This window comes from Ruminiclostridium cellobioparum subsp. termitidis CT1112 (assembly GCF_000350485.1).
Lineage (GTDB): Bacteria > Bacillota > Clostridia > Acetivibrionales > DSM-1351 > Ruminiclostridium > Ruminiclostridium termitidis.
The window spans coordinates 59,057-83,883 of record NZ_AORV01000033.1 but is presented as its reverse complement, the minus strand read 5'-3'; the positions used below and the strand labels follow the sequence as shown (position 1 = coordinate 83,883).

At 40.5% G+C, this 24,827-nt stretch carries 24 protein-coding genes, 2 tRNA genes, 1 other RNA gene and 1 riboswitch; of the genes, 22 read left to right on the top strand and 5 right to left on the bottom strand.

Translation table 11 applies throughout. The features are described from left to right. Positions 1-20: 20 nt before the first annotated feature. Both dapB and dapA read right to left on the bottom strand, forming a co-directional pair. A complete protein-coding gene (gene dapB / locus CTER_RS12170) occupies positions 21-785 on the bottom strand; it encodes a 4-hydroxy-tetrahydrodipicolinate reductase (RefSeq protein ID WP_004625846.1) in 765 nt (254 codons plus the stop codon). Between the two features lie 93 nt (positions 786-878). After that, a complete protein-coding gene (gene dapA / locus CTER_RS12165) occupies positions 879-1,760 on the bottom strand; it encodes a 4-hydroxy-tetrahydrodipicolinate synthase (RefSeq protein ID WP_004625777.1) in 882 nt (293 codons plus the stop codon). A gap of 124 nt (positions 1,761-1,884) precedes the next feature. After that, a riboswitch (Lysine riboswitch) is annotated at positions 1,885-2,067 on the bottom strand. Positions 2,068-2,260: 193 nt separating this feature from the next. Here dapA and CTER_RS12160 point away from each other — a divergent pair. After that, positions 2,261-3,922 carry a SpoIID/LytB domain-containing protein gene (locus CTER_RS12160; RefSeq protein ID WP_004625847.1) on the top strand — a complete coding sequence of 554 codons (1,662 nt, stop codon included), beginning with the start codon at positions 2,261-2,263 and terminating at the stop codon, positions 3,920-3,922. 175 nt (positions 3,923-4,097) lie between these two features. After that, positions 4,098-5,078 carry a ketoacyl-ACP synthase III gene (locus tag CTER_RS12155; protein ID WP_004625783.1) on the top strand — a complete coding sequence of 327 codons (981 nt, stop codon included), beginning with the start codon at positions 4,098-4,100 and terminating at the stop codon, positions 5,076-5,078. A gap of 133 nt (positions 5,079-5,211) precedes the next feature. Here the strand turns inward: CTER_RS12155 and CTER_RS12150 are convergent, their stop codons facing one another. Then, positions 5,212-6,567, bottom strand: a complete 1,356-nt coding sequence (locus CTER_RS12150) for an aspartate kinase (protein ID WP_004625887.1) — start codon at positions 6,565-6,567, stop codon at positions 5,212-5,214. Between the two features lie 492 nt (positions 6,568-7,059). Between CTER_RS12150 and queA the strand changes: the two genes are divergently transcribed. The 9 genes from queA (at position 7,060) to secF (ending at position 14,997) form a co-directional block, all read left to right on the top strand. Then, positions 7,060-8,088 (top strand): tRNA preQ1(34) S-adenosylmethionine ribosyltransferase-isomerase QueA, encoded by a 1,029-nt coding sequence (gene queA / locus CTER_RS12145; RefSeq protein WP_004625824.1) that lies wholly within the window; start codon positions 7,060-7,062, stop codon positions 8,086-8,088. 57 nt (positions 8,089-8,145) lie between these two features. After that, on the top strand, positions 8,146-9,270 hold the full coding sequence (gene tgt / locus CTER_RS12140; RefSeq protein ID WP_004625727.1) for a tRNA guanosine(34) transglycosylase Tgt: 1,125 nt from the start codon (positions 8,146-8,148) through the stop codon (positions 9,268-9,270). A 60-nt stretch (positions 9,271-9,330) separates the two neighbouring features. Then, complete coding sequence (yajC, locus tag CTER_RS12135; protein WP_004625828.1) at positions 9,331-9,609, top strand: preprotein translocase subunit YajC; 279 nt, start codon at positions 9,331-9,333, stop codon at positions 9,607-9,609. Positions 9,610-9,711: 102 nt separating this feature from the next. Next, entirely contained in the window at positions 9,712-10,116 is a 405-nt protein-coding gene (locus CTER_RS12130; RefSeq protein ID WP_004625739.1) for a TIGR04086 family membrane protein, read from the top strand. 115 nt (positions 10,117-10,231) lie between these two features. Further along, positions 10,232-10,372: a six-cysteine ranthipeptide SCIFF gene (gene scfA / locus CTER_RS27625; RefSeq protein WP_004625848.1), complete on the top strand. Its 141-nt coding sequence runs from the start codon at positions 10,232-10,234 to the stop codon at positions 10,370-10,372. 196 nt (positions 10,373-10,568) lie between these two features. Then, positions 10,569-11,912 (top strand): thioether cross-link-forming SCIFF peptide maturase, encoded by a 1,344-nt coding sequence (gene scfB, locus CTER_RS12125; protein WP_004625767.1) that lies wholly within the window; start codon positions 10,569-10,571, stop codon positions 11,910-11,912. Positions 11,913-11,927: 15 nt separating this feature from the next. Next, positions 11,928-12,428: a gamma carbonic anhydrase family protein gene (locus tag CTER_RS12120; RefSeq protein WP_004625750.1), complete on the top strand. Its 501-nt coding sequence runs from the start codon at positions 11,928-11,930 to the stop codon at positions 12,426-12,428. 252 nt (positions 12,429-12,680) lie between these two features. Then, a complete protein-coding gene (gene secD / locus CTER_RS12115; protein ID WP_004625813.1) occupies positions 12,681-14,039 on the top strand; it encodes a protein translocase subunit SecD in 1,359 nt (452 codons plus the stop codon). Next, positions 14,032-14,997, top strand: a complete 966-nt coding sequence (secF, locus tag CTER_RS12110) for a protein translocase subunit SecF (protein WP_004625735.1) — start codon at positions 14,032-14,034, stop codon at positions 14,995-14,997. Before secD ends, secF begins: the two co-directional genes overlap by 8 nt. Before the next feature lie 152 nt (positions 14,998-15,149). Here secF and CTER_RS12105 read toward each other — a convergent pair whose 3' ends face one another. Continuing rightward, positions 15,150-15,446, bottom strand: a complete 297-nt coding sequence (locus tag CTER_RS12105) for a hypothetical protein (protein ID WP_004625855.1) — start codon at positions 15,444-15,446, stop codon at positions 15,150-15,152. Positions 15,447-15,756: 310 nt separating this feature from the next. Here CTER_RS12105 and CTER_RS12100 point away from each other — a divergent pair, with 310 nt between their 5' ends. The 6 genes from CTER_RS12100 to CTER_RS12075 all read left to right on the top strand — a co-directional run bounded on the left by CTER_RS12100 (position 15,757) and on the right by CTER_RS12075 (position 21,268). Next, positions 15,757-16,038: a DUF6514 family protein gene (locus CTER_RS12100; protein WP_004625776.1), complete on the top strand. Its 282-nt coding sequence runs from the start codon at positions 15,757-15,759 to the stop codon at positions 16,036-16,038. Positions 16,039-16,388: 350 nt separating this feature from the next. Next, the gene (gene dnaG / locus CTER_RS12095) at positions 16,389-18,206 is read left to right on the top strand and encodes a DNA primase (protein ID WP_004625748.1); all 1,818 of its coding nucleotides are present in this window, start codon (positions 16,389-16,391) and stop codon (positions 18,204-18,206) included. A 24-nt stretch (positions 18,207-18,230) separates the two neighbouring features. Further along, on the top strand, positions 18,231-19,310 hold the full coding sequence (gene rpoD / locus CTER_RS12090) for an RNA polymerase sigma factor RpoD (protein ID WP_004625832.1): 1,080 nt from the start codon (positions 18,231-18,233) through the stop codon (positions 19,308-19,310). Positions 19,311-19,612: 302 nt separating this feature from the next. Beyond that, a tRNA-Asn gene (locus tag CTER_RS12085) sits at positions 19,613-19,688 on the top strand. 4 nt (positions 19,689-19,692) lie between these two features. After that, a tRNA-Ile gene (locus CTER_RS12080) sits at positions 19,693-19,769 on the top strand. 389 nt (positions 19,770-20,158) lie between these two features. After that, positions 20,159-21,268, top strand: coding sequence for an HD-GYP domain-containing protein (locus CTER_RS12075; RefSeq protein ID WP_004625786.1), 1,110 nt, complete (start codon positions 20,159-20,161; stop codon positions 21,266-21,268). Positions 21,269-21,365: 97 nt separating this feature from the next. Here the strand turns inward: CTER_RS12075 and CTER_RS12070 are convergent, their stop codons facing one another. Then, on the bottom strand, positions 21,366-21,548 hold the full coding sequence (locus tag CTER_RS12070; protein ID WP_004625743.1) for a hypothetical protein: 183 nt from the start codon (positions 21,546-21,548) through the stop codon (positions 21,366-21,368). 95 nt (positions 21,549-21,643) lie between these two features. Between CTER_RS12070 and CTER_RS12065 the strand changes: the two genes are divergently transcribed. The 5 genes from CTER_RS12065 to CTER_RS27620 all read left to right on the top strand — a co-directional run bounded on the left by CTER_RS12065 (position 21,644) and on the right by CTER_RS27620 (position 24,620). After that, the gene (locus CTER_RS12065) at positions 21,644-22,351 is read left to right on the top strand and encodes a tRNA (adenine(22)-N(1))-methyltransferase (RefSeq protein ID WP_004625753.1); all 708 of its coding nucleotides are present in this window, start codon (positions 21,644-21,646) and stop codon (positions 22,349-22,351) included. Between the two features lie 25 nt (positions 22,352-22,376). Next, entirely contained in the window at positions 22,377-23,171 is a 795-nt protein-coding gene (locus CTER_RS12060) for a Nif3-like dinuclear metal center hexameric protein (protein WP_004625819.1), read from the top strand. Positions 23,172-23,248: 77 nt separating this feature from the next. Beyond that, positions 23,249-23,654: RNase P RNA component class A (gene rnpB / locus CTER_RS26990), an RNA gene on the top strand. A 367-nt stretch (positions 23,655-24,021) separates the two neighbouring features. After that, positions 24,022-24,345: a hypothetical protein gene (locus tag CTER_RS12055; protein ID WP_004625794.1), complete on the top strand. Its 324-nt coding sequence runs from the start codon at positions 24,022-24,024 to the stop codon at positions 24,343-24,345. A 44-nt stretch (positions 24,346-24,389) separates the two neighbouring features. Next, the gene (locus tag CTER_RS27620) at positions 24,390-24,620 is read left to right on the top strand and encodes an inositol monophosphatase family protein (RefSeq protein ID WP_083908985.1); all 231 of its coding nucleotides are present in this window, start codon (positions 24,390-24,392) and stop codon (positions 24,618-24,620) included. The last annotated feature ends 207 nt before the right edge of the window (positions 24,621-24,827 follow it).

The following is a 24,827-nucleotide window of genomic DNA, read 5'->3' as shown; positions in this document are numbered from 1 at the left end:
CCTCCTTAAAAAGTTAAAATTTATTTTATTTCAGCAATCAGATCAGTCATTGAATACAATCCGGGCTTTTTGGCCGCCAGAAACAGTGAGGCTTTTAAGGCACCGACACCGAATATTTCCTTTGACGTGGCAGTGTGGTTAATTTCAATTATTTCATCATTGCCTGCAAATATTACCGAGTGGTCGCCTACGATTGTGCCGCCGCGAACCGCATGTATCCCGATTTCCTGCCTGCCGCGTTTTTTTCTTCTGGAATGCCTGTCATACATGTATTCACATTTTTCTTCCAATGTTTCGTTAATTGCATCTGCGATGGCCAGAGCGGTGCCGCTGGGAGCATCGATTTTTTGATTGTGGTGTTTTTCAACAATTTCAATATCAAACTGCCCTTCAAGTACCTTTGCAGCTTTTTTGACCAGATCAATAAGTAAATTAACCCCGATGGACATATTCGCTGAAAAAAACACAGGAATATGCTTTGATACTTCATCCTTCAAAACATGAGTCTGCTCGCTGGAAAGTCCGGTGGTGCACATGACAACAGGGATTTTCCTCTCCTGTGCAAATTCAATCAAACCACCGAAAGCTTTAGGGTTTGAAAAATCCACGATGACATCGGCCTTTACATTGCATTCCTTTAATGAAGTAAAAACAGGGTAGGGGTTATTTATATTATTATTTATGTCAAATCCGGCAGCTATCTTTAATCCGTTAAAGCCGTCAGCCAGCCTGGTAATAACCTGACCCATCTTTCCATTGCATCCGCTTAGTAAAACATTGATCATTTGTTTTTCACATCCTAATCTATATTATAAGTATATTAGTTAAACAGTATTTTAAGTAACTATTGTTTCAATTATGTCAAATCTGCAAGCCGTCTATTTAAGCAAGCCGTATTTCTTCAGTTCATTTTTAAGAAGTTCCAGATTCTTCTCGGACATGTCAACCAGAGGCAGTCTGCAGCTGCCCACATTCATACCGAGCAGGTTCATTGCCGCTTTTATGGGAATGGGACTGACTTCAACAAATAAAGCCTTAATAAGGTCAAGAGTCTTTAACTGCAGTTTCCGGCTGCCCTCAACATCACCGGAAAGATATTTTGCCACAATATCATGAGTGTCTTTGGGTATGATATTTGCCATTACCGAAATAACACCCTTTGCCCCCATGGAAAGGAAGGGGACTATAGCTCCGTCCTCTCCGGAATACACTGTAAAATCTTCACCGCAGAGGTTTACAACATCGCCCACCTGAGATAGATTGCATTCCTTGATTGCAACGATATTGTCAATTTCAGACAATGCCTTGATGGTTTCGGGGGCAATATTCAGGTTTGTTCTGGAAGGCACGTTGTATAGTACGGCAGGAATGCTGATACTTTTTGCGATAAGCTTGAAATGCTCATATAATCCCTTTTGGGTGGTTTTATTGTAGTAAGGGGTTACAGTCAGTATTGCATCTGCTCCGACTTCCTGGGCATATTTGCTCAGCTCTATTGCATGTACGGTATGGTTGCTTCCTGTTCCGGCTATAACCGGGACTCTTCCGGCAACTTTTTCAACAGTAAATTTAATTGCTGCCTTATGTTCTTCATCATACATGGTAGACGCCTCGCCTGTGGTGCCCACTATAATTATGGCATCGGTGCCTTCCCTGATCTGATATTCAATTAATTCGGAAAGTTTATTGTAGTCTGTACCTTCATCTGTAAATGGAGTAACTATTGCAACGCCTGATCCTGTAAAAATTGGTTTTCTCATAATAACCTCCGTCTGCGCTGTGACACGCTGTTCTTTTTTCTATATACAATATATAATTAAATATAATTAAAAAACGCTGGCAAGAGCCAACGTCTGTTTTAAGCATTATAACCTGAAATTATAATAAACAGATAGCGCTCCACCACATCATTATGATGACAGTCACAAGGCTCTTAACCTTGAAACCAGGTATTACACAGGAAATGGGATGTAAATGACCTTCGGCGTTTTTTCCTTTGACTGCAAATCACAAGACCCCAGAATCCTCATTGCAGATACTTATAAAAAACGCACCTCTATCTAAACCGTATTTATTTCATTTATCATATCATTGGTGAGTAAATGTGTCAAATACTTTTACTCTCTTTTTATAGTATATGACTATAGTATATGCGGCATATTTCAATTCTGTTACAATTTCCGACTCAGGCAGGAGGTAGAATATCCCTTGTCGAAACAAGCTAAAAAAAAATGACGAAAAGACAAGGAGTTTGTTACAAATGAAGAAAATTTGCTTATTTTTAAGCATAGTATTACTTTTAACCGTTTTTCCAGGTATTAACCGCTTTAATGCTTACGCAGCCTCGAATCAAATTGTGAAAATCGGATTGTACTATGGTTCAAAGGCACAGAGCCAGATGATAATCAGTGCGGATAAGGGTGTGGCATACAGCGCATATGACGCCGCTGCAAATACATATTCCCAGGTTTTCAACTCAAGTCCGGGTCAAAGTATCAATATCAGAAAAGACAGCTACTTTTCAGGCAGCGGGGCAAATCTGACAGCTGTTTCAGCCGAAGGAAGTCCAACAGTCGGCCCGTTTCATTTGAAACTGAAGAATACTTATAAAACCTATAATGAAACATTACCGGTCATAAATACATATAAGCAGAAGGGAATTACGGCATATCCCGTATTTACCGACGACGGCTGGAATATCTGGACTGGTTTCTATCTTGACCATGCCGCAGCCGAGAGTGCAATTGCGGCAGTTAAGCAAAAACTGGGACAGCTGGAATGCACCGTAATTGATAATGTTGAGACAAGGATATGCGGTGCCGACGGAAATACCGGCGATATCATTTTCATGTATGCGGCAGGACAAAAACTTTTGAGAGGCAGGTCGCTTGCAGAAGGTGAGCCCATACAAATAGGAACCGGTAAGCTTAATACATACAGAGGGCAGGTGGAATTCCTGAGGGCAACCGGCAGCGATATGACCATTATTAACGTCTTGCCCATGGAAGAGTATCTTTACGGTGTGGTTCCCAATGAAATAGAAAGTTTCTCCAATGTTGAGGCACTCAAGGCGCAGGCGGTGGCTGCCAGAACCTATGCCTACCTCAATCTGACGAAAACCAGCAAGTCAAACCCGCATTTAAATTATGGTTTTAATCTCTGTAATGACATTCACTGCCAGGTCTATAAGGGGATGGGCTCTGAAAATGCATTTACAAATGCTGCTGTTGATGAAACCAAGGATATGGTCATAACTTATGAAGGCGGTTTGATAGAAGCGGTTTATTCCGCTTCCAGCGGCGGCCGGACCGAGGATGCTTCAAATGTGTGGGGCGGTGCTCCCTATCTGAAAAGTGTCGAGGATAAATATGAATCGGGGAAATCTCCCAAATACAACTGGACATTAACTTTTACTGCCGATGAAATCAGTCAGAAGCTGAAGAATTATGATATAGGCAATGTTACCGGTATAGAAGTTACCAAGCTGTCAGATGCCGGCAGACCTATAGAAATTTTAGTCAAAGGCACCCTAAAGCCGGAGGGGATTAAGTTTACAAAAGACGGCTGCAGAACATTTTTAGGATTATACAGTCAATGGTATACTGTGACAACCAATTCGGATGTTACCGTCCTGGTGGACGGCAAGGAAGAAAAGAAGCAGCTTGGAGAGCTGACGGTAGTTACAGCCGATGGCGAGACAAAAAGTACCGGGCCGGATGAAAAGCTGACGATAGTGGGTGCCGAGGGGCAGACTGCCGAAGTTGGGGCAGCTCCCACAGAATATATCTTCACCGGAAAAGGTTATGGCCATGCCGTAGGAATGAGCCAGGAGGGGGCCAAGGGCATGGCGGATGCCGGCTTTAAGTTTGATGAAATACTGACTCATTACTATACCGGGACCCAGATAGAAGTGAAGAAATAATTATTGATCAAAATTTACGTAAAGAGGAGCCGGAATAGAACTTACCCACAGGTAGGTCCTATTCCGGCTCCTTTAATCTAACTTGTAATATTGACTATAAATAGAATAATATGGTAAAATATTGTTATTAGGTATTAACATCAGGTAATAAATGAAAAATGATAAGGAGGTAAAGATGCAGTACAACTCAAGTTCAAAAATCACAGGGGTAGGTGCATACTTACCGGAAAAAATTCTGACTAATCATGACCTTGAAAAGCTTGTTGATACTAATGATGAATGGATTGTACGCAGAACGGGAGTTAAGGAAAGAAGAACAGCACAAAAGGATGAGTTTTCAAGTGATATGGCAATAAAGGCTGTAGAAAATCTATTGACCAGGCATAGCGCTGCTATTGATGAAGTGGATATGATAATTGTTACAACATTTACCCCAGATCATTTGACCCCGTCGGTTGCTGCTTTGGTCCAGGGATATTATGGTATACAAAATGCGGGAACCATGGATATAAATGCGGCCTGTACGGGATTTACCTATGGGCTGTGTGTGGCCGATTCATTAATAACAGCAGGAAGCTTCAAAAAAATATTGCTCATATCCTCGGAAGCTACATCAAAAATAATGGATTATACCGATAGAAACACATGTATAATATTTGGTGATGCAGCAACTGCATTTGTAATAGAAAAAACAGACGGAAAGGGAAGTATTCTGGCCTCCAGTTTTAATTCCGACGGGAAACTGGCCGAAAATGTAACCTGCAGTGTGCTGTCGGACCGGGTGAATGGCAGAATACTTACCAAAGACAGGTTGTTCCAGCAGGAAGGGAAATTCCTGTATGAATATGTGGTAAAAACCATTCCTGACGGTGTGCAGAATTTGCTGAAAAAATCCCAACTCTCTTTGGAGGACATAGCCTGGTTTGTGCCTCACAGTGCCAATTTACGCATGATTGAGGCACTTTGCAAAAGGTTGGAATTCCCAATGGAAAAAACATTGATAAGCAACGAGTATTACGGAAATACTTCCTCTGCAACAATACCTCTTGCGATATGGATGGCTTTGCAGGCTGCCAGAATCAAAACAGGCGATAAAATGGTTCTGTACGGCTTCGGAGGAGGTCTGACGCATGGAGGCGTTGTACTGGAGTGGTAAAACAGATTAAAAAATAGGACTTTCTGAAAACAAACAGATAAAAATCATGGGGAGCACTTTTAAATGCTCCCCATATATTTTTACATGTATTCAAATTGTATTAGTTTTGCAATATGTCTTTATATGAGTATTTTTATTTATGAAAAAATTCGTTATACAGGGATATGACAGCTTTGCTTGATTCGTTCTCTCTTACGGCAAACATCATTGTTATTTCGGAAGAGCCCTGATTTATCATTTCAAGGCTTATGGATGCCTTTGCCAAAGCGGATGTGGCTCTTGCAGCGGTTCCTACGGTATTCTTCATGCCCTCGCCAACTATAATAACTATTGCCAGGTTATGGTCGATTGAAACATCGTCGCAATCCAATTCATTCTTTATACGGTCAAGCACCTTTTGTTCAACGTTAGGAGTCTTGAACTGGTTCTGCTTCAGAATAACAGAAATATTGTCAATACCCGAAGGCGTATGTTCATATGATATGCCTTCTTCCTCAAGTATCTGAAGGAGCTTTCTGCCAAAGCCGACTTCCCTGTTCATCATAAATTTGCTGACGTATATGCAGCAGAAACCTGAATCACTGGCTATACCAACCACATGGTTGGGAGTTATGTCTCTTTTAAGTACTATCTTTGTTCCGGGAGCAGCGGGATTGTTGGTATTTTTGATACAAACCGGAACACCTGCCATAAAGACCGGAACAAGGGTATCTTCATGTAAAACGGAGAAGCCTGCATATGAGAGCTCTCTCATTTCCCTGTAAGTAAGTTCTGAAATTGCCGCAGGATGGTGTACAAGACCGGGATGTGCCGCGTATACCGCATCTACATCGGTAAAGTTTTCATACAGGTCAACCTTGAGGGCAGCGGCAAGTATGGAACCGGTAATATCCGAACCTCCGCGGGGGAAGGTGGCAACTTTGCCTTCCAGGGTGTAACCGAAGAAGCCGGGGAAAATAATGATGCCGTCGTAATTGTTGAGCCTTTTAAGATTTTCAAAAGATTGGGGCAGAACCTGTGCATTTCCGAATTCACTGCTCATTAAGAGGCCTGCCTGCCTGGGGCTGACATAGTGGGCTTTTTTACCTATGCTGTTAAGGTAGGCGGCAACCAGCTTGGCGCTGTTGTCTTCTCCTGCCGCCTTCATGGCGTCCATAAACATCCCATGATGACTGGTATCCAGCTTGACTCTTTCTTCAAGGTCTTTTCTTATTTCATTGACAATACTGCCGTCAAGTTTGAGATCGTCTGCTATGTCCTTGAATCTCTGTACCACGGCTTCCAGCTCTGCGGTTGAATTTCCGGTTTCAAGCTGCTTATCGGCACAGGCGATCAATAAATCCGTAACCTTTGTATCCTCTTTATTTCTTTTGCCTGGTGCAGATACTACAATAATTTTTCTGTCACTATCAGATAGAATAATATCGCAAACCTTTTTTATCTGTTCAGCGTTGGCAAGTGAAGTTCCACCAAATTTTGCTACTTTCATGCTGTTGCATCCTCCATCCATAATAACTTATTATTTTATATACTTGACAGGAGTCATTCAAACAGTTTGCGGAATATGATAACAAGCAGCCGGCTGTAGGCCGGCTTTAATAATTATTCTTAATTCACTCTTCCTGGTAAATGATACGAAATAACTCCCGGTATTTTCTTATGAACTCATTTTGAACAAGTCGAACAAGTCTGTGTTTCAGGAATATATCTCATAAATTATACAAAAAAACAATATATATGGCAATAAGTATTTGTAATATAAGTAATTATAATGTATGATATTTATTGTTTATTTGCTACCGGTTTTAAGGCGGTCGTTATTACATATAATAATACCCTCTATTGACAATGTACAATACGTTTTTGAGTGGTTAATTTGCCTTGCGGCAAGCCAAAATAGCCGGCGTGAGGCGTGTTATACATTGTCAATAGAAGGTAAGAATATACAAGAATAATTTGTGTCGTTGTTGGAGGAATTTTTGTGAATTTACAGGAGTTTGATTACTATTTGCCTGAAGAGCTGATCGCCCAGCACCCGTTGGAAAGACGGGATATGTCGAGATTGATGGTGCTGGACAGGGAATCGGGTGAAATTGATCATAAATTGTTTAAGGATATAACGAATTATTTTGCAGAGGGCGATTGCCTGGTTTTAAACAACACCAGAGTGATACCCGCGAGACTTCTCGGGCAGAAGGAAGGCAGCGGAGGGAAAATAGAGTTTGTTCTTTTAAAAAGGATTGCAGGCGATACCTGGGAGGTCATACTCAGGCCGGGTAAAAAAGCAAAGCCCGGAGCCAGGTTTGTGTTCGGCAGCGGAGAGTTGAAAGCTGAAATACTTGAAGTACTTGAAGAGGGGAACAGGCTTGTACGGTTTATATATGAAGGCGTTTTTGAGGAAATACTGGACAAGGTGGGCATAATGCCCCTGCCGCCGTATATTACCGAGAAGCTGGAGGACCCTGAGCGATATCAGACTGTCTATGCAAAATATAACGGCTCGGCGGCGGCACCTACTGCCGGTCTGCATTTTACCCGGGAACTGCTGGAATCCTTAAGGAATAAAGGTGTTCAAATCGCTTATGTGATGCTTCACGTGGGGCTGGGCACCTTCAGGCCGGTGAAGGTTGACGACATAACACAGCATAAAATGCACTCGGAGTACTATTCCATCGGACAGGAAGCCTGCGATATGATAAATTCAGCAAAAAAGGCAGGTAAGAAGGTGGTGGCTGTGGGCACTACCAGCTGCAGGGTGCTGGAAACGGTGGGCGGCAATAACAACGGAGAAATGAAAGCCTGCGACGGCTGGACGGATATATTCATATATCCCGGTTACAGGTTTAAAATAGTGGACAGGCTCATAACAAACTTCCACCTGCCCGAATCCACTCTCATAATGCTGGTCAGCTCACTTGCGGGCAGGGAAAATGTCCTTGGCGCCTATGCTGCTGCGGTCAAGGAGCGTTACAGATTTTTCAGCTTCGGAGATGCAATGTTTATAAAATAAAAAGTTATGATTAGATTCGCAATACTACCACAAAATATGAATGGAAGGTTTATAAATATGGCGGCAGTAACTTATGAATTGATAAAAACCTGCAAACAGACCGGCGCGAGGCTGGGTAAAGTGCACACTCCTCATGGTTCCTTCGACACCCCGGTGTTCATGCCTGTGGGGACGCTTGCCACTGTTAAGGGAATGTCACCTGAAGAATTGAAGGAAATAGATGCAAAAATAATTTTAAGCAATACCTATCATTGTTATCTCAGGCCGGGTCAGGACATTGTAAAGCAGGCAGGCGGACTGCATGGCTTTATGAACTGGGACAGGGCAATACTCACCGACAGCGGCGGATTCCAGGTGTTCAGCCTCAGCGGCTTGAGAAAGATCTCCGAGGAGGGAGTAATCTTCAGATCCCATCTGGACGGCTCAAAGCATATTTTCACACCTGAGTCGGTCATGGGCATAGAGAATGATCTGGGCGCAGATATAATAATGGCTTTTGATGAGTGTGCCCCATATCCTGCCGAATACGATTATGTGAAGAAATCCATGGAAAGAACCACACGCTGGGCAAAAAGATGTAAGGATGCGCATGCAAATACCGAAAAACAGTCCCTGTTTGGCATAGTACAGGGCGGAATGTACAGGGATTTGAGGATAGAGAGTGCAAAACAGCTCAATGAACTTGAATTTCCGGGCTACGCCATAGGAGGTTTGAGTGTGGGAGAACCCGCCGAACTTATGTACGAAGTACTGGATTACACAGCTCCGCTGCTCCCTGCCCACAAGCCCAGATACCTGATGGGAGTCGGTTCTCCCGATTACCTTATAGAAGGAACCATAAGAGGGATAGATATGTTTGACTGTGTACTGCCTACCAGAATAGGGCGCAACGGAACAGTTATGACAAGCCAGGGCCGGGTAATAATCCGTGATGCAAAATATGCCAGAGATTTCTCCAGACTGGATCCGGGATGTGATTGCTATGTCTGCCGCAACTACTCAAGGGCATATATAAGACATTTGCTCAAATGCGGTGAGGTCCTTGGATTAAGATTGACAACCTGGCATAACTTATATTTTCTAATTAACTTGATGAAACAGGTAAGACAAGCTATAATTGATGATAGATTGGGTAGTTTCAGAGATGAATTCTACTATAAGTACGGCTATTCAAAGAACTAAATTCTGGTTAATACAGGAACACTGTGTTAAATAAATAATTTTTACGGAGGTTTTTAATTTATGGAACAAATACTGGTTGGATTTGTCCTGCCTATGGCGTTAGTATTCGGTCTTATGTATGTTATGCTTATTCTCCCGCAGAAGAGAAAAGAAAAAAAGACAAAGGAACTGCTCAATTCCTTACAGGTAGGATGGACTGTTACATCAATCGGCGGGATATACGGAAAGATAGTAAATATCAAAGATGATGAAGTCACTATCGAAACCAGCGTGGAAAAGACAAAAATCGTTGTTAAGCGTTGGGCTGTTAAGGATGTAGTTAAACCTGCAGAAGGTTAATAAATTTTATAGACAAATTAGTTACGGCTTGTTCTAAGGTGCCTGCCCCAAAAATAAGATATAAGAGAAGGGATTATTATATTTTATTTTTGGAGGTACAATATGGCCGGACAGATACCAGGACTAAAGAAGCAGCTTGATGAACATGTAAATTTACCGAGAGTATTAAAAGGATTAATATTATCGTTTCTCATAACACTTCCATGTTTTCTTGGCTTTGCTTTATTTTTGACGTACACGGATTTTCCTGAAAAATATACTTTCATTGCTGTATTGATTACCACTGTCATCAGTGTTCTGACGGCATCTGCATACTCCACCAGGAATGTGAGAAGCAAGGGCTGGATGAATGGGTGTATAGTGGGGGTATTGTATGTTGCAATTCTTTACCTGGCAAGCAGCATAGTTTTCATGAATTTCGCCATTGATGTCCAGGTGCTTTTGACTGTTGTGATAGGAGCAATCGTAGGTTGCCTTGGCGGTATATTCGGAATCAATCTCCGTTGATTTTGTTATCACAAACAGGGTTAACGGTTAAACAGCTTTACAAATTATGCCTTTTCAAACCCTTTGAAATGTGCTATAATCTGCTAAGAATAACTAATAGGAGGGACTAAAAGAGATGAAACACATAAAGACAATTAACAGTGCCACTTTAAAAGAAAGCCTTTCTCATGGTGGCTGCGGCGAATGTCAGACTTCATGTCAGTCAGCCTGCAAAACATCATGTACTGTTGCAAACCAAAGCTGTGAAAAGAAGTAATAACTTTAAGTTTATATTGGATATTAATATTAAAAGTGAAAGGTGTTAAAACACTTTTCACTTTTTTATGGGACAAACGCGAGGTTCATATTCAGGCTTGCATGCTGTTCTTCGCGTCCTCAAACCCCAGCGTATTATTTACTGATTTTTATGCGTGCCCCTGCGCTTGAGGAACAGGCACGCGGATGGAGAGACAATGATTCACAAGTACAAAATGTATGATACCAACATAGTCCTGGATATAAACAGCGGAGCGGTGCACGTATTTGACGATGCTGCCTGCGATGTTGTCGACATATACAGGACCAGGTCCAGAGATGAGATACTGGAAACTTTGAGTTCAAAATACAGTGAAGAGGAAATCCTGGAGGCTTATAATGAAGTATCCGCTCTGGAATCCAAGGGGCTGCTCTTCAGTGAGGATTCATATGCTGATGCTGTTGGGAAGTGGGAGAGAAAGCCGGTGGTCAAGGCTTTGTGCCTGCATATATGCCATGACTGCAATTTACGCTGCAAATACTGTTTTGCTTCAACGGGAAGCTTTGGCGGACACAGGACAATGATGGATGCCGGGACCGGAAAAAAAGCCATTGATTTCCTCATAGAAAAATCGGCCAACAGGCGCAATCTTGAAGTTGACTTTTTCGGCGGAGAGCCTCTCATGAACTTTGAGGTAGTAAAGGAAATAGTTGAATATGCCAGGAGCAGAGAAAAGGAAGCCGGAAAAAATTTCAGATTTACAATAACCACCAATGCGTTATTATTAAATGGAGACAATAAAGAATTCATTAATAAAAATATGCACAATGTGGTCCTGAGTATTGACGGCCGAAGTGAAACAAACGATAGAATGAGACCGAGGATCGACGGCTCAGGCACTTACGGCAGTATTCTCCCCAAAATAAAGGACATGGCCGAATCAAGAAATCAGGATAATTATTATGTGAGAGGTACTTTTACCAGAGAAAATCTTGATTTTGCAGAAGATGTACTCCATCTGGCAGATCAGGGTTTTAAGCAAATCTCGGTGGAGCCTGTGGTTGCCGCCAGGGATTCAGGCTATGATATCAGGGAACAGGATTTGGACATGCTGTTTTCAGAATACGAGAGACTGGCATATGAATATGTAAAGAGAGAAAAGGAAGGTAAAGGCTTTAATTTCTTTCATTTCATGATAGATCTGCAGCAGGGGCCCTGTGTAATAAAAAGGCTTGGAGGCTGTGGCTCGGGCCACGAGTACCTGGCTGTGACTCCTGAGGGTGATCTGTACCCCTGCCATCAGTTCGTGGGGGACGAGAAGTTCAAGATGGGCAATATCCATCAGGGCGAGTTTAACGCAGGCTCCCAGCAGGATTTTCAGAAATCAAATGTCTATACTAAGAAGGATTGTGCCGACTGCTGGGCAAAATTTTATTGCAGCGGCGGCTGTGCTGCCAATGCATATCAATTTAATAATGACATCAATGTCCCGTATAAGATAGGCTGTGAACTTGAAAAGAAGAGAGTTGAATGTGCAATCTGGATAAAAACTCAAGAATGAGAAGGGGTAAACATTGTGATTAGAGATTTTAACAACATTACACCAAAGATTCATGAAACTGCGTTTGTCGCACCAAACAGCACCGTTATAGGTGACGTTGTGCTGGGAGAAAGTGCGACTGTCTGGTACAATGCGGTTTTAAGAGGAGATATTGATAGCATAGTTGTCGGTGACTTCACCAACATACAGGAAGGTTGTATTCTGCACTGCAAAAAAGGTGCGGACGTAAAGATCGGTTCACATGTTACAGTGGGACACGGAGCAATACTGCACAGCTGCCATATAGGCAACAATACGCTGATCGGAATGGGTGCAATAGTGCTTGATGATTCGGTAATAGGCAATAATTGTCTTGTTGCCGCCGGAAGCGTAGTTACTCCCAGGACCAGGATACCTGACGGAAGCCTGATTGCCGGCAGTCCTGCGGTAGTGACCAGGGTTTTGTCGGAGCAGGAGATAGAAGAGATAAAGCTCAATGCCAATGAATATATAAGTCTGTTAAAATATTACAAATAATTTTTTTAAAAGAGACATATATTCTATAATTGTTGCATTTTGTGTTGATTTGGTTCATAAAATAAGTAAATAGTTGTAAATTTATAGTGAACTTTGAGACTTACTTGTTGACTAGCATTTTTCTTAGTTATATAATGGCGTAAGTGGGATGAATCTTTGCCGCAAATGCAAATGTAGTCTGCAAAATTCAGTCCTTCTTTTGCAGTCCAAAAAATGAAGATTCATCATTAAATTTAAGGGGGAATACAACAGATGAGAGGAAGCAACGCGGTTAAATTTTTCTCGATATTAGTTATCACCGGAATTTTAACCTGGATAGCAGCTTTCGGTTCTTTCGCAGGATTTGACATACCAGGTGCGAAGGATATCAGACCGGGTATTGATATTCAGGGAGGAGTAGACGCAAAGCTTTATGCAATAACCGAAGATGGGAAAAAACCATCTGAAAAGGACTTGGATTCAGCTAGGTTTACCATAGAAAAAAGATTGGATTCAAATAATATTTTTGACAGAGTTGTAACTGTCGATTATCAGAAGGGTTACGTTCTTGTTCAGATTCCACACAAAAAGGGCGAATCATTCGACCCTCAGAAATCAATAGAAGAAATAGGAAAGACAGCTCTTTTGACATTCCAGGAAGTCGATGAGACCAAAAAGAACGCAGATGGCACTTATATTCCTGCCGACCCGACAAAAGAGGATGAAAAGAAAAGAATAATCCTTCAGGGCCAGGATATAAAAGATGCTACCTCGGAGCCATCACAGGACGGTTCGGGATTCCAGATCTCACTTAAGATGTCCGACGAAGGAGCTAAAAAGTTTGCTGAAGCTACAGCAAGACTTGTCGGAAGGCCTATAGCAATATTCATGGACAATAAGCAAATCAGTGCTCCGGTTGTTAATGAAGCAATTCCAAACGGAACAGCAAGGATATCCCTTAATGGGACACCCGCAAACGAACAGAAGGCAGAAGCCAAAGAACTCGCAGGACTTATAAAATCCGGTGCTCTGCCTTTCAAGCTGGAGGCAAAACAGGTTAACAATATAAGCCCGACGCTTGGATCAAATGCTCTGTCGGTTAGTATTGAGGCATTTGTTGTAGCTTTTATTTTGATATGTATATTCATGGTTGGATATTATAGATTACCGGGCTTTATTGCAGCTATTGCCCTGTTTCTGCACACAGTAATGGAGCTTCTGGCTTTATCCTGGATGCATATTACAGTTACACTGCCGGGTATCGCCGGTCTTATCCTTACGATTGGTATGGCGGTTGATGCCAATGTAATCATATTCGAAAGAATCAAGGAAGAAATCAGAGACGGAAAAACACTCAGAACTGCCATTGAAGTAGGATTCAAGAGAGCATTCTCTGCGGTTCTTGACGGTAACATAACGACAATAATAGCAGCCCTGGTACTGTTGAAATTTGGTACAGGCCCAATCCAGAGCTTTGCGTACACTCTGTTGATAGGTGTTATATTAAGCTTCATAACTGCGGTTACAGCAACCAGACTTATGCTTAATGCAGTATCTGATCTGGATATAGCAAAGCACCCTGTTTTATATGGTGTAAGCGCAAGACTGAAAGGGGGCAAGGCAAATGGTTAATTTATACACTAAAAGAAATTACTTTTTCATACTTTCAGCTATAATCATTCTTGCTGGAATAGTATCCTATTTTGCAATGGGCTTTAAGCTGGATATCCAGTTCGAAGGCGGGACAGTTATTGAGTTGAGAGCTAACAAGGGCATGTTTACCGATGCAAATACCCAGCAGCTGCAGACACAAATTGCGGAGTTTGTAACCAAAACAATAGACAAGCCTTCATCTGTTCAGAAGTCTGCCGCATTTGATGTAAATGGCAGCAACTCCAGCTATGACGTTATAAAGATAAATATAGGCAGTGAGAATACACTTACAAATGCTGAGGTAACAACGGTTGAAGAAGCAGTAATCAAGGAATTCAAGCTCACTTCAGACGATCCTGTTATCAGTGAGGAAAGTGTTGAGCCGTTTATAGGCAAGGAAATAATGCAGAATGGTTTAAAAGCTGTAGCAATTGCTTTTGCACTGATTATCATATATGTTTGGATCAGATTCAGAGTAATGTCAGGTTTATCGGCCGGTGTTTTTGCAGTTGTAGGTGTTTTACATGACGTATTGATTATGATATCGGTTTATCTGATATTCCAGATTCCGGTCAATGAGTCGTTTATAGCAGCCATCCTCACAGTTGTCGGTTATTCAATGAATGATACCATCATTATATACGACCGTATCAGAGAAAATAACAGACTTCTCAGGAAAGTGCCGCTGCCTGAGCTTGTTAATGACAGTATAATGCAGACTCTTAACAGATCAATAAATACTGTTGTAACATCGCTGATCGCTATCACCACCGTTTACATTTTTGCAAAAGTCAACGGTATAGTATCAATAGAAGAATTCAGCTTCCCGCTTATAATAGGTATAGCTGCAGGTTGTTATTCATCAATCTTCATAGCCAGCCCGTTATATGTTATGTGGAAGGAAAGTCAGAAGAAAACTAAAGCTGTTAAAGCTTAATCTCAACAATATGAAAAAATCCGGGAGCCGCCGTAAGCTCCCGGATTTTTTTAGTGTATACAAACTTCGGTATGTTAAAATAAAAAGAACCCGCATATGGAGAATATCCATTCAGAGGTTCTTATTTCATAGCAAAAATTGTCGAAAGATAATTATTGTGATCTTTTCTTAATAATTATATCAATAACCAACGAGGCTATTATGAATTCTGCCAATACAAATATGCTGTTGGAAATGAGAGTGGTTGTTGTGAATTCAAAAACACTGCTGAAATTACTGCTTGTTTTATTGGCTACGAATAAGACGGTGGCTATTGCCAATACGGTTAAAGTTGCCGGAGTCGCGTACTTCAGCATTTTTTTAGGAAATTGCTCCATATCACAAATTGCAGAATTCACAAGTTTGAGAATACTTAACCTTCTTGATTTGTTTTTTTCCTTGCTTTCCATGGAATACCCCCCTGATCTGAACTGAAAGAATTAAAATATAATAAGTAAGTATATTCTGAGGAATCATTAAAACTTGAAGAAAAAATGACCTGGCTCACATAAAATATTATCATCTATAGGGTATAAGTTCAATGTAAATAATTGATAATATTGCATACTTCGACATCATAATTACAATCTTTGGAATTAATTTATGCTAAGCAGTCGAATTTACTAAAAACTTTTGTGTAGATGTAGAGTCAGGCAATATATTATAATTACGCTATAGACACTTATAGGATACTGTAAAACAAATGAGGAGGTAAATGAGATGGAACTGATCTGCTCAAAGAAACTGGAAATTGATGAATCGGTGCAATACAAAAGCAAAGAACTTAATTTGGATTATTATTTGGTGTGCTGTGAAACTGACAATTCCTGTACATATGGAATTCAGATTAACATGACCAAGGACAGCGGTGAATCAGAGACAGCCATAATAAATGATGTTTTACCTTCCAAAGACCAGACCATGGAATTGATAAATCTTATGCACAAAAATTCTGTCACTCCTGTAAGTGCCCGGGATGTTATATATGATTGTATAGCATAAATCCCATTCTTAAAATGTTCAACAGAATACTGTTATATATGTATTATAATGAAAAAGTTCAGCAATAAATAAAGATGGAATTCAAAAAAGGATCAATCAGGGTATGCTCAAAGGTTAATGAAAATTACTTTGGGTATACTTTTTTTATTAAAAAGAAGGAATATTAATAATAATGTCGAACAATTATTAAGTCAATTACTATCGGTTATTATCAATTATCCGGGTAATACGGGCTTCGGTTGTAATTGGCAGATATTTGTGCTATTTCAAAATAAATAGCAGTTTATATGTTTATAATATTTGATAAATCAATTAATTGTTTATCAAACAAGATTGGACTGTAGTGCATAATGGCATATTTATTTCCTGAGGATCTAATTGAGGAAATTCGAGTAAATAATGATATTGTTGATGTAATCTCCGAATATGTTAAGTTGGATAAGAAGGGAAAGAATTATTTTGGCAGATGTCCTTTTCACAATGAGAAAACCGCGTCTTTTTCGGTTGAGCCTGTAAAACAAATATTTAACTGTTTTGGATGTGGAAAAGGCGGCAATGTGATTCACTTCATTATGGGAATAGAAAATTTGGACTTCCCGGAAGCATTGAAATTACTTGCAGAGAGAGCTAAAATACCAATTCCCGAGACTGATACAGGTGTTCAGGATGACGCAAAGGCCAGATTGAAAAAGGAGCTTCTGGAAATAAACATAGAGACTGCAAGGTTTTTTCACAACAACCTGATGAACGGTAATAACAAAGTGCCGCTGGCATATTTGCTGGACCGCAGGATTGAGAGGCAGACTATTATAAAGTTTGGTCTGGGATACGCAGTTGACAGCTTTGATACACTTTACAGACACCTTAAGAGTAAAGGCCATAGTGAAAAAAGCATCATAAGCAGCGGATTGGTTATATTTAAGGAAGAGACAAAAAAGATTTATGACAGATTCCGGGGAAGGATTATGTTTCCCATATTTGACATAAGGGGAAATGTAATAGCCTTTGGCGGAAGAGTAATGGATTCATCACAGCCCAAATATATGAATTCCCCTGAAACCGAAGTCTATCATAAGGGAAAGCATCTGTATGCCATGAATTTTGCCAAAAATGCCTGTGCCAAACAGATAATTTTAGCAGAAGGCTACATGGATGTTATATCCTTACATCAAAGTGGAATAATAAATGCAGTTGCACCTTTAGGTACGGCATTAACAGAGAATCAAGGCAAGCTTCTTAAAAAATATACGGAAGAAATAGTATTATCATTTGATTCTGACAATGCCGGACAGGCCGCTGCACTTAGAGGCTTGGATTTACTCAATGAAATCGGCTGCAATGTCAAGGTTTTGACATTGCCCTCCGGCAAAGACCCGGATGAATTTATTAAAACGCGAGGTGTTGACGAATTCAGGAGAATTGTAAGCAAAGCCAGAAATCTGGTGGATTTTAAACTCGATCTTCTGGATAATAAAATCGACACCACGACAAATGACGGAAAAGTCAAGTTTATTGATAACGCTATGGTTATCCTGGACAAAATTGACAATAATGTAGAAAGAGAGCTTTATGTAACAAAGCTGTCCAGGGAAATTGGAGTAAGTGAACAATCCATTTACTCCGAACTGGCAAAGCGGCAGCAGCGAAAGGACAAAGCCGGCATAAGGCAGACAAGAGATATAGGATTGGTAAAAAAGAACAGTGTCAAAAGGGAACGCAAGGCTGAAACAACCGAGGAAAGGCTTAATAAGCTGGAACTGATGCTGCTGTCTACAATCTGTATTGAAAATAATGTGTATTTTCAGATCAAGGATTCTATAAAGCTTGAAGACATAAAATCAAGTGAAATAAGACAGGCCTTCAGTTTTGCAATTGAAAGGATTGAAAATAAGTCCGGAATATTGACCGGAGAGATATTAAATAAACTTTCACCGGCTCTTGCCGAAAGTTTTGCAAATATAATACAATCACAGAGTGTTTTCGAGGACAATAGGAAAGCAGCACTGGATATACTAAAAAGAATGAATCTAATTGGTTTGGAAGCAAGAAAAGATGAAATTATCGAATTAAAAAAGAGATCTGATCTGACAGAAGGAGATGTTGAGTTATTAAATCGGGAATTAAGCAGTATTGTATTGAATATAGCTGTAATGAAGAAAGGTTTATAATTTTCCATGAAAGGAGGGGAACTTATGAAGCATAATCAGGAAACCAGAAAAGCAATACTTAAGGATTTGATTGATAAGGGCAAGTCGAAGGGAATGCTCACCTACAAGGAAATAATCGATGCTTTTGAGGAAATAGAGCTTGAACCGGAACATATAGAAAAGATATATGAGACCCTGGAAAATATGGGTATTGATGTTATTGGCGATATTGAAGCCGAAATGGAAGAAATACAGCTGGCCGATGAAGAGCTGGACATCAGCATACCTGAAGGAATAAGTATTGATGACCCTGTAAGAATGTACCTTAAGGAAATCGGTAAAGTACCCCTTTTAACGGCGGATGAAGAAATAGATCTTGCCCACAGAATGGAAAACGGCGATATTGAGGCTAAGAGAAGGCTTGCCGAAGCAAACCTGAGGCTGGTTGTAAGTATTGCAAAAAGATATGTAGGCAGGGGTATGCAGTTCCTGGATTTAATACAGGAAGGTAATCTGGGTTTGATCAAGGCTGTTGAAAAGTTTGATTACAGAAGGGGCTTCAAGTTTAGTACCTATGCCACCTGGTGGATAAGACAGGCCATAACCAGAGCCATTGCGGACCAGGCCAGGACTATACGTATTCCGGTTCATATGGTTGAAACTATAAACAAACTTATCAGAGTATCAAGGCAGCTGCTCCAGGAATTGGGAAGAGAACCCCAGCCTGATGAAATTGCCAAGGAAATAGGCATGTCAGTTGACAAGGTGCGGGAGATAATGAAAATATCACAGGAGCCCGTATCATTGGAAACACCTATCGGTGAAGAAGAGGACAGCCATCTGGGTGACTTTATTCCCGATGATGATGCACCGGCACCTGCTGAAGCTGCGGCATTTACTTTACTCAAGGAACAGCTTATTGACGTTCTGGACACACTGACAGCCCGCGAAGAAAAGGTGCTCAGACTGAGATTCGGTCTTGATGACGGCCGTGCCAGAACCCTTGAAGAGGTTGGTAAGGAATTCAACGTAACAAGAGAACGTATCCGTCAGATTGAGGCAAAGGCGTTGAGAAAATTAAGACATCCAAGCAGAAGCAAAAAGTTAAAGGACTATTTGGATTGATATAAGATGAAAAAAGAAAATAAAAGACTCGAAAGCGGGTCTTTTTTCTTTCTTTTGTTATTTTCCAACAAAAATCCGGTAGATATTGTTGGAATTTTGAATATGTAATTATTAGCAACACGTAGCATTGTGAAACAAATAAATGAAAGGGAGTAATAATCTTGCTAAATAGTTCAATAGCGGGTATTTTAATGTTGACCGTGTGACAGTTCGTAAGTATAATATTATTTGTGCTCGTGAGAAAACACTCCGAAACACAATGATAAAGCGGTGTTAAGCCGATTGTATCAAAATTTAAATATTCCTCAATAGCTCAGTCGGTAGAGCATGCGGCTGTTAACCGCAGGGTCGTAGGTTCAAGTCCTACTTGAGGAGCCACAACGGGCCTTTAGCTCAGTTGGTTAGAGCAACCGGCTCATAACCGGTTGGTCCGGGGTTCGAGTCCCTGAAGGCCCACCAAATAGAAAAGAGAACATACATATGTATGTTCTCTTTTCTATTTGGTGGGCCTTTTCTCGCTGCCGCTCGATGGGGCTTAATATGGCAGATATAACGAAAATACCCATCTGAATTTGTACAGAATTTCAAAAATGTTAGATATTAGTTTACAAGGCAAAATTCACAAGTTAAAATAGAAACTATGGAAATCTAATTTAAGTTGGGGCAAGGAAAAGGAGTGTGCTTTTTATGATATCCCGTATCTGTAACGGGTTGTCCAATTCAGGATGAGATATGTTTAATTAATGCCAATCCATTGCAGTAACATGAGGAAGCTGGTTGTAATAGTATAATTGTAATTATGTAATAATGATTTTTGCTCTTTATTTACAGTTTGGAGGAATTACTTTATGCGGCATATTTATATTACAGCGCAAAGTTGTGTTGCAGGGATGCTCTTGACAGAAGATATTTGTACTGAAGCAGGTGCCTGTCTGATTCCAAAAGGCACATATATTACCGAGACTCTGGAGAAAAAGGTCAAAAGGTTCAGGTTGAAACCTATCCAGGTCGAAATTTATGATGATAATATTGTTGTAGAGGAAATAAGCGGCTTCGAAAAAGATATTAAGAAAAGAGAAATGTCTGAAGAACTCACACAGTCATATACAGAGGCCAAGCAGGAGGTAAAGGAAGTTCTGGACACCATTAATTCAGGAAAAAGCCTGGACAGCAGAAATGTAGATCATGCATTGGTTAACATAAGAAAAAATGTACATGATTCCTTTGACGTTCTGAAATGTATTGATTCAATCCGCACAGTTGACGAATATACATATGCCCATTGTGTAAACGTTTCTCTATTGGCCATGACTCTGGCAAAGTGGCTTGGCTGTGACGCCAAATCGGTGGAGGAGATTGCCAAGGCCGGTCTGCTCCATGATGTAGGGAAAGCAAAGGTTGACACAAATATTTTGAATAAAAAGGGCAGTCTGCTGCCCGAAGAGCTGGAAGAAATACAGAATCATACAACTTATGGGTACCGTATGATAGAAAACATGTATGACATCAGCAAGGGAATTAAGATGGCTGTACTCATGCACCATGAGCGGACCGACGGCTCAGGATATCCGCTGGGGGCCAAGGATGACCAGATTCATCAATACGCAAAGGTGCTAGCCATAGCGGATGTATATGATGCCATGACCTCGGACAAGGTTTATTCAAAGAGAAAATCGGTATTTGAAGTATTGAAATATATGCAGGATGAGATGGCCAATCAGTTGGACCGGATCATGCTGAAAGTGTTTATCGAAAGGATTGTATGCCATTATATCGGGGATTATGTAATGCTGAATACAGGTGAGATCGGGGAATTGATGCATGTAAACCCGCTGAATCCGCTGAAACCCATAGTAAAGGTCCAGAATGTTTTTGTGGATCTGACATATGAAAAGGATGTGGAACTGAGCGAGCTGTTGTGGGATTACAGTAAGTACATGTATACCGATCCCCGTTAGTTTTTATTTTTATAAATCTGATGCAGGCTGTCTGTTATAATCAATGATATCATACATAGCTAAGGCCACAATACCGAACTGGGAACTGCGGCTTTAGCTATTTGATTTTCTTTGTAAAATCCATACTCAGATCTTCATCCTGAAGCTCCAGGTCTGTTTTATTAATTGCAGAAATGTTCGGATTTATTCCAAGAATATCTCTGCCGAGTATATTGGTTGACAGAGGCCTTTCAATATCATTTACCTTATTTGTTTTTTTGTAGGGAGGCATTTTGCTCATTAATTCCTTTCCAGTTGATAATTCATTAATATTATGTGTATAATTTACCTTGACGATACAATAAAAATAAAAAAGATTTAATTCCGGAGGACGATTTGAGTTTGGAGCTTAAGGGAAGGCTGAAATTAATTGCAGACAAGGTTCCTGAGTGCGGCACAGTGGCAGATATCGGAACGGACCATGCTTACCTGCCAATATACCTGATACAGCAGGGAAGATGCAAAAAGGCAATTGCTTCTGATGTCAGGATAGGGCCGGTTCAGGTGGCGGATAGAAATATATTGAAATACAAACTTTGTGACGTGATTGAAACAAGAATGGGCAGCGGACTTGAAACCATAGAAAAAAATGAAGCAGATGCTATAATCATTGCGGGTATGGGAGGTACACTTTTAACGGAATTATTGGAAGCCGATGCTGAAAAAGTCTGCGGTGAAGCTGTGCTGGTATTACAGCCCATGAATGACCTGGATGTGGTAAGAAAATGGCTGTACCATCATAATTTTAATATTTTTGACGAAGAGCTTTCGGCAGAGGGAAATAAAATATATTGTGTTATGGCTGCCAGATTTGATGGGCAGAATAAAGGCTATGAAAATTTTCAGCTGCATGTGGGAGAGTGTCTTATAAAAAAACAGGATCCGCTGTTATTGTCCTATTGTGAAATGAAGGTGCGGCAAATAAACAGGGTGCTGGGGCAGCTGGAGGATATGCGTGATAATGACGGGCTTTTAAATCATTATCAGAGTTTAAAAAGTGATTATTTAAAGCTAATATGTCAACTTGATAAAGGTAAATCATAGAATAGTTTATAAGGAGTAGGAGTATATGAAGGTTGGAGAGGTACTTGATTTTATAAATAAGCTTGCGCCGTGGGATTACGCTGAAACATGGGATAATGTGGGGCTGATGGTTGGCAGCCGGCATAACGGGGTGAAAAAGGTACTGCTGTGCATGGACGTTACTTCAAGGGTCATCAGGGAGGCAATAGACTGTGAGGCTGAGCTTATAGTATCACACCATCCCTTTCTGTTTTCAAAGCTTGGCAAGCTGGATTTTGACACAATCAAAGGGCAGCAGATCCAAACCCTTGTTACAAAGGATATCAGTGTGATAAGCGCTCATACAAATCTAGACGTTGCGGCCGGAGGGGTAAATGACACTCTGGCAGAAACCATAGGACTTAACGGTTTAAAAGCATTAAAGACTTATGTTCCACAGGGATATGATCAGGATCTGGGTCTCGGCAGGACAGGAACTCTGGAGAACGAGTCTGATTTTAATGAATTTATTGACAATATAAAGAAAAGCTTGAATATAACAAATCTCAGAGTTATAGGAGCACATCCCGATAAAGTAAAAAAAGTTGCTGTATTTTGCGGAAGCTTTGATGTCGAACTGGATTACTTAAGGAGTCTTGGACAGGATGTGCTTATAACAGGGGATTTAAAGTATCATACTGCTCTGGATGCCAGGGAGATGGGACTGTGTATTGTAGACGTAGGGCACTTTGCATCTGAACATGTGATACTGTCCAAACTGCAAAAACTTTTGGCTGATGAATTTGCTTCAATCGAGGTGATATGCAGCAAAATGGAAAGCGATCCATTTATTTTTGCTTGACATATCCAAATTCAGCAACTATAATAAGTTGTCCAAGGATGATATATTATAAAGTTAAATATATTCAAATAAATAATTGAGTAAGCCAGATGATCGCAGGTACAGCCTGAAAAGGCGTACATGAGGAAAGTCCGGGCTCCATAGGGCAATGGTGCCGGGTAACTCCCGGTGAAGGTGACTTTAAGGAAAGTGCAACAGAGATATACCGCCGTTCCGGTGGTGGGAAGTGGAATGTTAAAGTGATTTTTCCCACTTTGACATTTTAGTTCCCGCTTCCGGAGCGGTAAGGATGGAAAGGTGAGGTAAGAGCTCACCAGCGGCATGGTGACTTGCCGGCTATGTAAACCCCACCTGGAGCAACGCCGTGGAGGGACGCAATGACTGCCCGTCAGTCCCGGGGAGGTGGCTTGAGCGCTGTAGAAATGCAGTGCCTAGATAGATGATCATTTAATACAGAACCCGGCTTACAGACTTACTCATTCAACCATGCTTAAACACTGGCTTTCAAGGCCAGTGTTTTTGGCTTATACGCTGTTTTTTTAGTCTACAAGTCGGGTTTTAAATTGGTGAGTATGTTTTACGCTTTAATGTAGACGGAGAGTCTTTTGATGATATTTTTAAAATGGAGTGGAAAGATTGGATTGGTATATAACAATTGAGAAACAGGTAAGAAAAGAACGCTGAGATAATAAAAACTTTATTAGCACACGGATTAGATATTGAAATGATTTCAAAAGTAACAGGGGTAAGCCAGAAGAGATTAAAAGGATAAGAGAGCAAAAATAATAGCCTTTATAGAAGGTCATAAGGGTGTTTCAGACTGGAGAAATAACCATATTAAGGTGTATCAATGAATAAAAGAATAAAAAGAAAATTACATAAAAAATATATAATTGATATTGTATACTATATTAGTTTATCTCCATTATGGAGAAAAAGATTATTTGATAGTAAATATGGAGAAAAATTTACTATCAGTTATCAGAATCTTTATGAGTTACCTCAATATGTTAAAAAAACAATAGCCAGATATAAATTGAATTACTTTGTTTATAAAACAGAGGAAATTCTTGATGAGGATTTTTATTATGAGGGTGGTGTATTCTTTAAGTTTGAGTCGGTGAAGTTTAAAGGTATTACTAACTATTCTTTTAATAATACCGAAGTAACCTGATTTGTACATTAGGAAACTGTAACAAACCAGTAATAAGTAAGGGAATGGGGCTCCTATCTCCAGCTTTGAATATTTGTAATGTGGCACGGGGAAGGACTGACTGTTTTATTGATTTTGGAAGTAATATGGAGGGACATGCCGGAGCTGCGCTGATACTTGAAAATGCAGGTGGTTCAATTTGTAATTATGATCTTTCAGAATGGAGTCATAAAATAAAAGGGTGTATAGCAGCCAGTAAAAACTTCTATCATAAGGTCAGAGACTGCCACTTCTGAGCAGGTCAAGCTTCGTATGGAGGATATCCTAATTCAGAAAGACCATCGTGTTTTTGTTGCTGAAACTGCTAATGGCAAGGTTGCTGGATAGTTCCATGTACACCTGTATCCGCTGCTTGAGAGTGACTTGATGGCCGAAATTGGCGGGCTGGTTGTGGATGAGCAGTGAAGGGGAAAGGGAATTGGGCGAGAGCTGATGCAGTGTAC

Bases quoted from the DNA above. Each gene is read 5' to 3' on its own strand.
- dapB (WP_004625846.1), bottom strand. From the start codon at position 785: ATGATCAATGTTTTACTAAGCGGATGCAATGGAAAGATGGGTCAGGTT.
- dapA (WP_004625777.1), bottom strand. From the start codon at position 1,760: ATGAGAAAACCAATTTTTACAGGATCAGGCGTTGCAATAGTTACTCCA.
- CTER_RS12160 (WP_004625847.1), top strand. From the start codon at position 2,261: ATGAAGAAAATTTGCTTATTTTTAAGCATAGTATTACTTTTAACCGTT.
- CTER_RS12155 (WP_004625783.1), top strand. From the start codon at position 4,098: ATGCAGTACAACTCAAGTTCAAAAATCACAGGGGTAGGTGCATACTTA.
- CTER_RS12150 (WP_004625887.1), bottom strand. From the start codon at position 6,567: ATGAAAGTAGCAAAATTTGGTGGAACTTCACTTGCCAACGCTGAACAG.
- tgt (WP_004625727.1), top strand. From the start codon at position 8,146: ATGGCGGCAGTAACTTATGAATTGATAAAAACCTGCAAACAGACCGGC.
- yajC (WP_004625828.1), top strand. From the start codon at position 9,331: ATGGAACAAATACTGGTTGGATTTGTCCTGCCTATGGCGTTAGTATTC.
- CTER_RS12130 (WP_004625739.1), top strand. From the start codon at position 9,712: ATGGCCGGACAGATACCAGGACTAAAGAAGCAGCTTGATGAACATGTA.
- scfA (WP_004625848.1), top strand. From the start codon at position 10,232: ATGAAACACATAAAGACAATTAACAGTGCCACTTTAAAAGAAAGCCTT.
- scfB (WP_004625767.1), top strand. From the start codon at position 10,569: ATGATTCACAAGTACAAAATGTATGATACCAACATAGTCCTGGATATA.
- secD (WP_004625813.1), top strand. From the start codon at position 12,681: ATGAGAGGAAGCAACGCGGTTAAATTTTTCTCGATATTAGTTATCACC.
- secF (WP_004625735.1), top strand. From the start codon at position 14,032: ATGGTTAATTTATACACTAAAAGAAATTACTTTTTCATACTTTCAGCT.
- CTER_RS12105 (WP_004625855.1), bottom strand. From the start codon at position 15,446: ATGGAAAGCAAGGAAAAAAACAAATCAAGAAGGTTAAGTATTCTCAAA.
- CTER_RS12100 (WP_004625776.1), top strand. From the start codon at position 15,757: ATGGAACTGATCTGCTCAAAGAAACTGGAAATTGATGAATCGGTGCAA.
- dnaG (WP_004625748.1), top strand. From the start codon at position 16,389: ATGGCATATTTATTTCCTGAGGATCTAATTGAGGAAATTCGAGTAAAT.
- rpoD (WP_004625832.1), top strand. From the start codon at position 18,231: ATGAAGCATAATCAGGAAACCAGAAAAGCAATACTTAAGGATTTGATT.
- CTER_RS12075 (WP_004625786.1), top strand. From the start codon at position 20,159: ATGCGGCATATTTATATTACAGCGCAAAGTTGTGTTGCAGGGATGCTC.
- CTER_RS12070 (WP_004625743.1), bottom strand. From the start codon at position 21,548: ATGAGCAAAATGCCTCCCTACAAAAAAACAAATAAGGTAAATGATATT.
- CTER_RS12060 (WP_004625819.1), top strand. From the start codon at position 22,377: ATGAAGGTTGGAGAGGTACTTGATTTTATAAATAAGCTTGCGCCGTGG.
- CTER_RS12055 (WP_004625794.1), top strand. From the start codon at position 24,022: ATGAATAAAAGAATAAAAAGAAAATTACATAAAAAATATATAATTGAT.
- CTER_RS27620 (WP_083908985.1), top strand. From the start codon at position 24,390: ATGGGGCTCCTATCTCCAGCTTTGAATATTTGTAATGTGGCACGGGGA.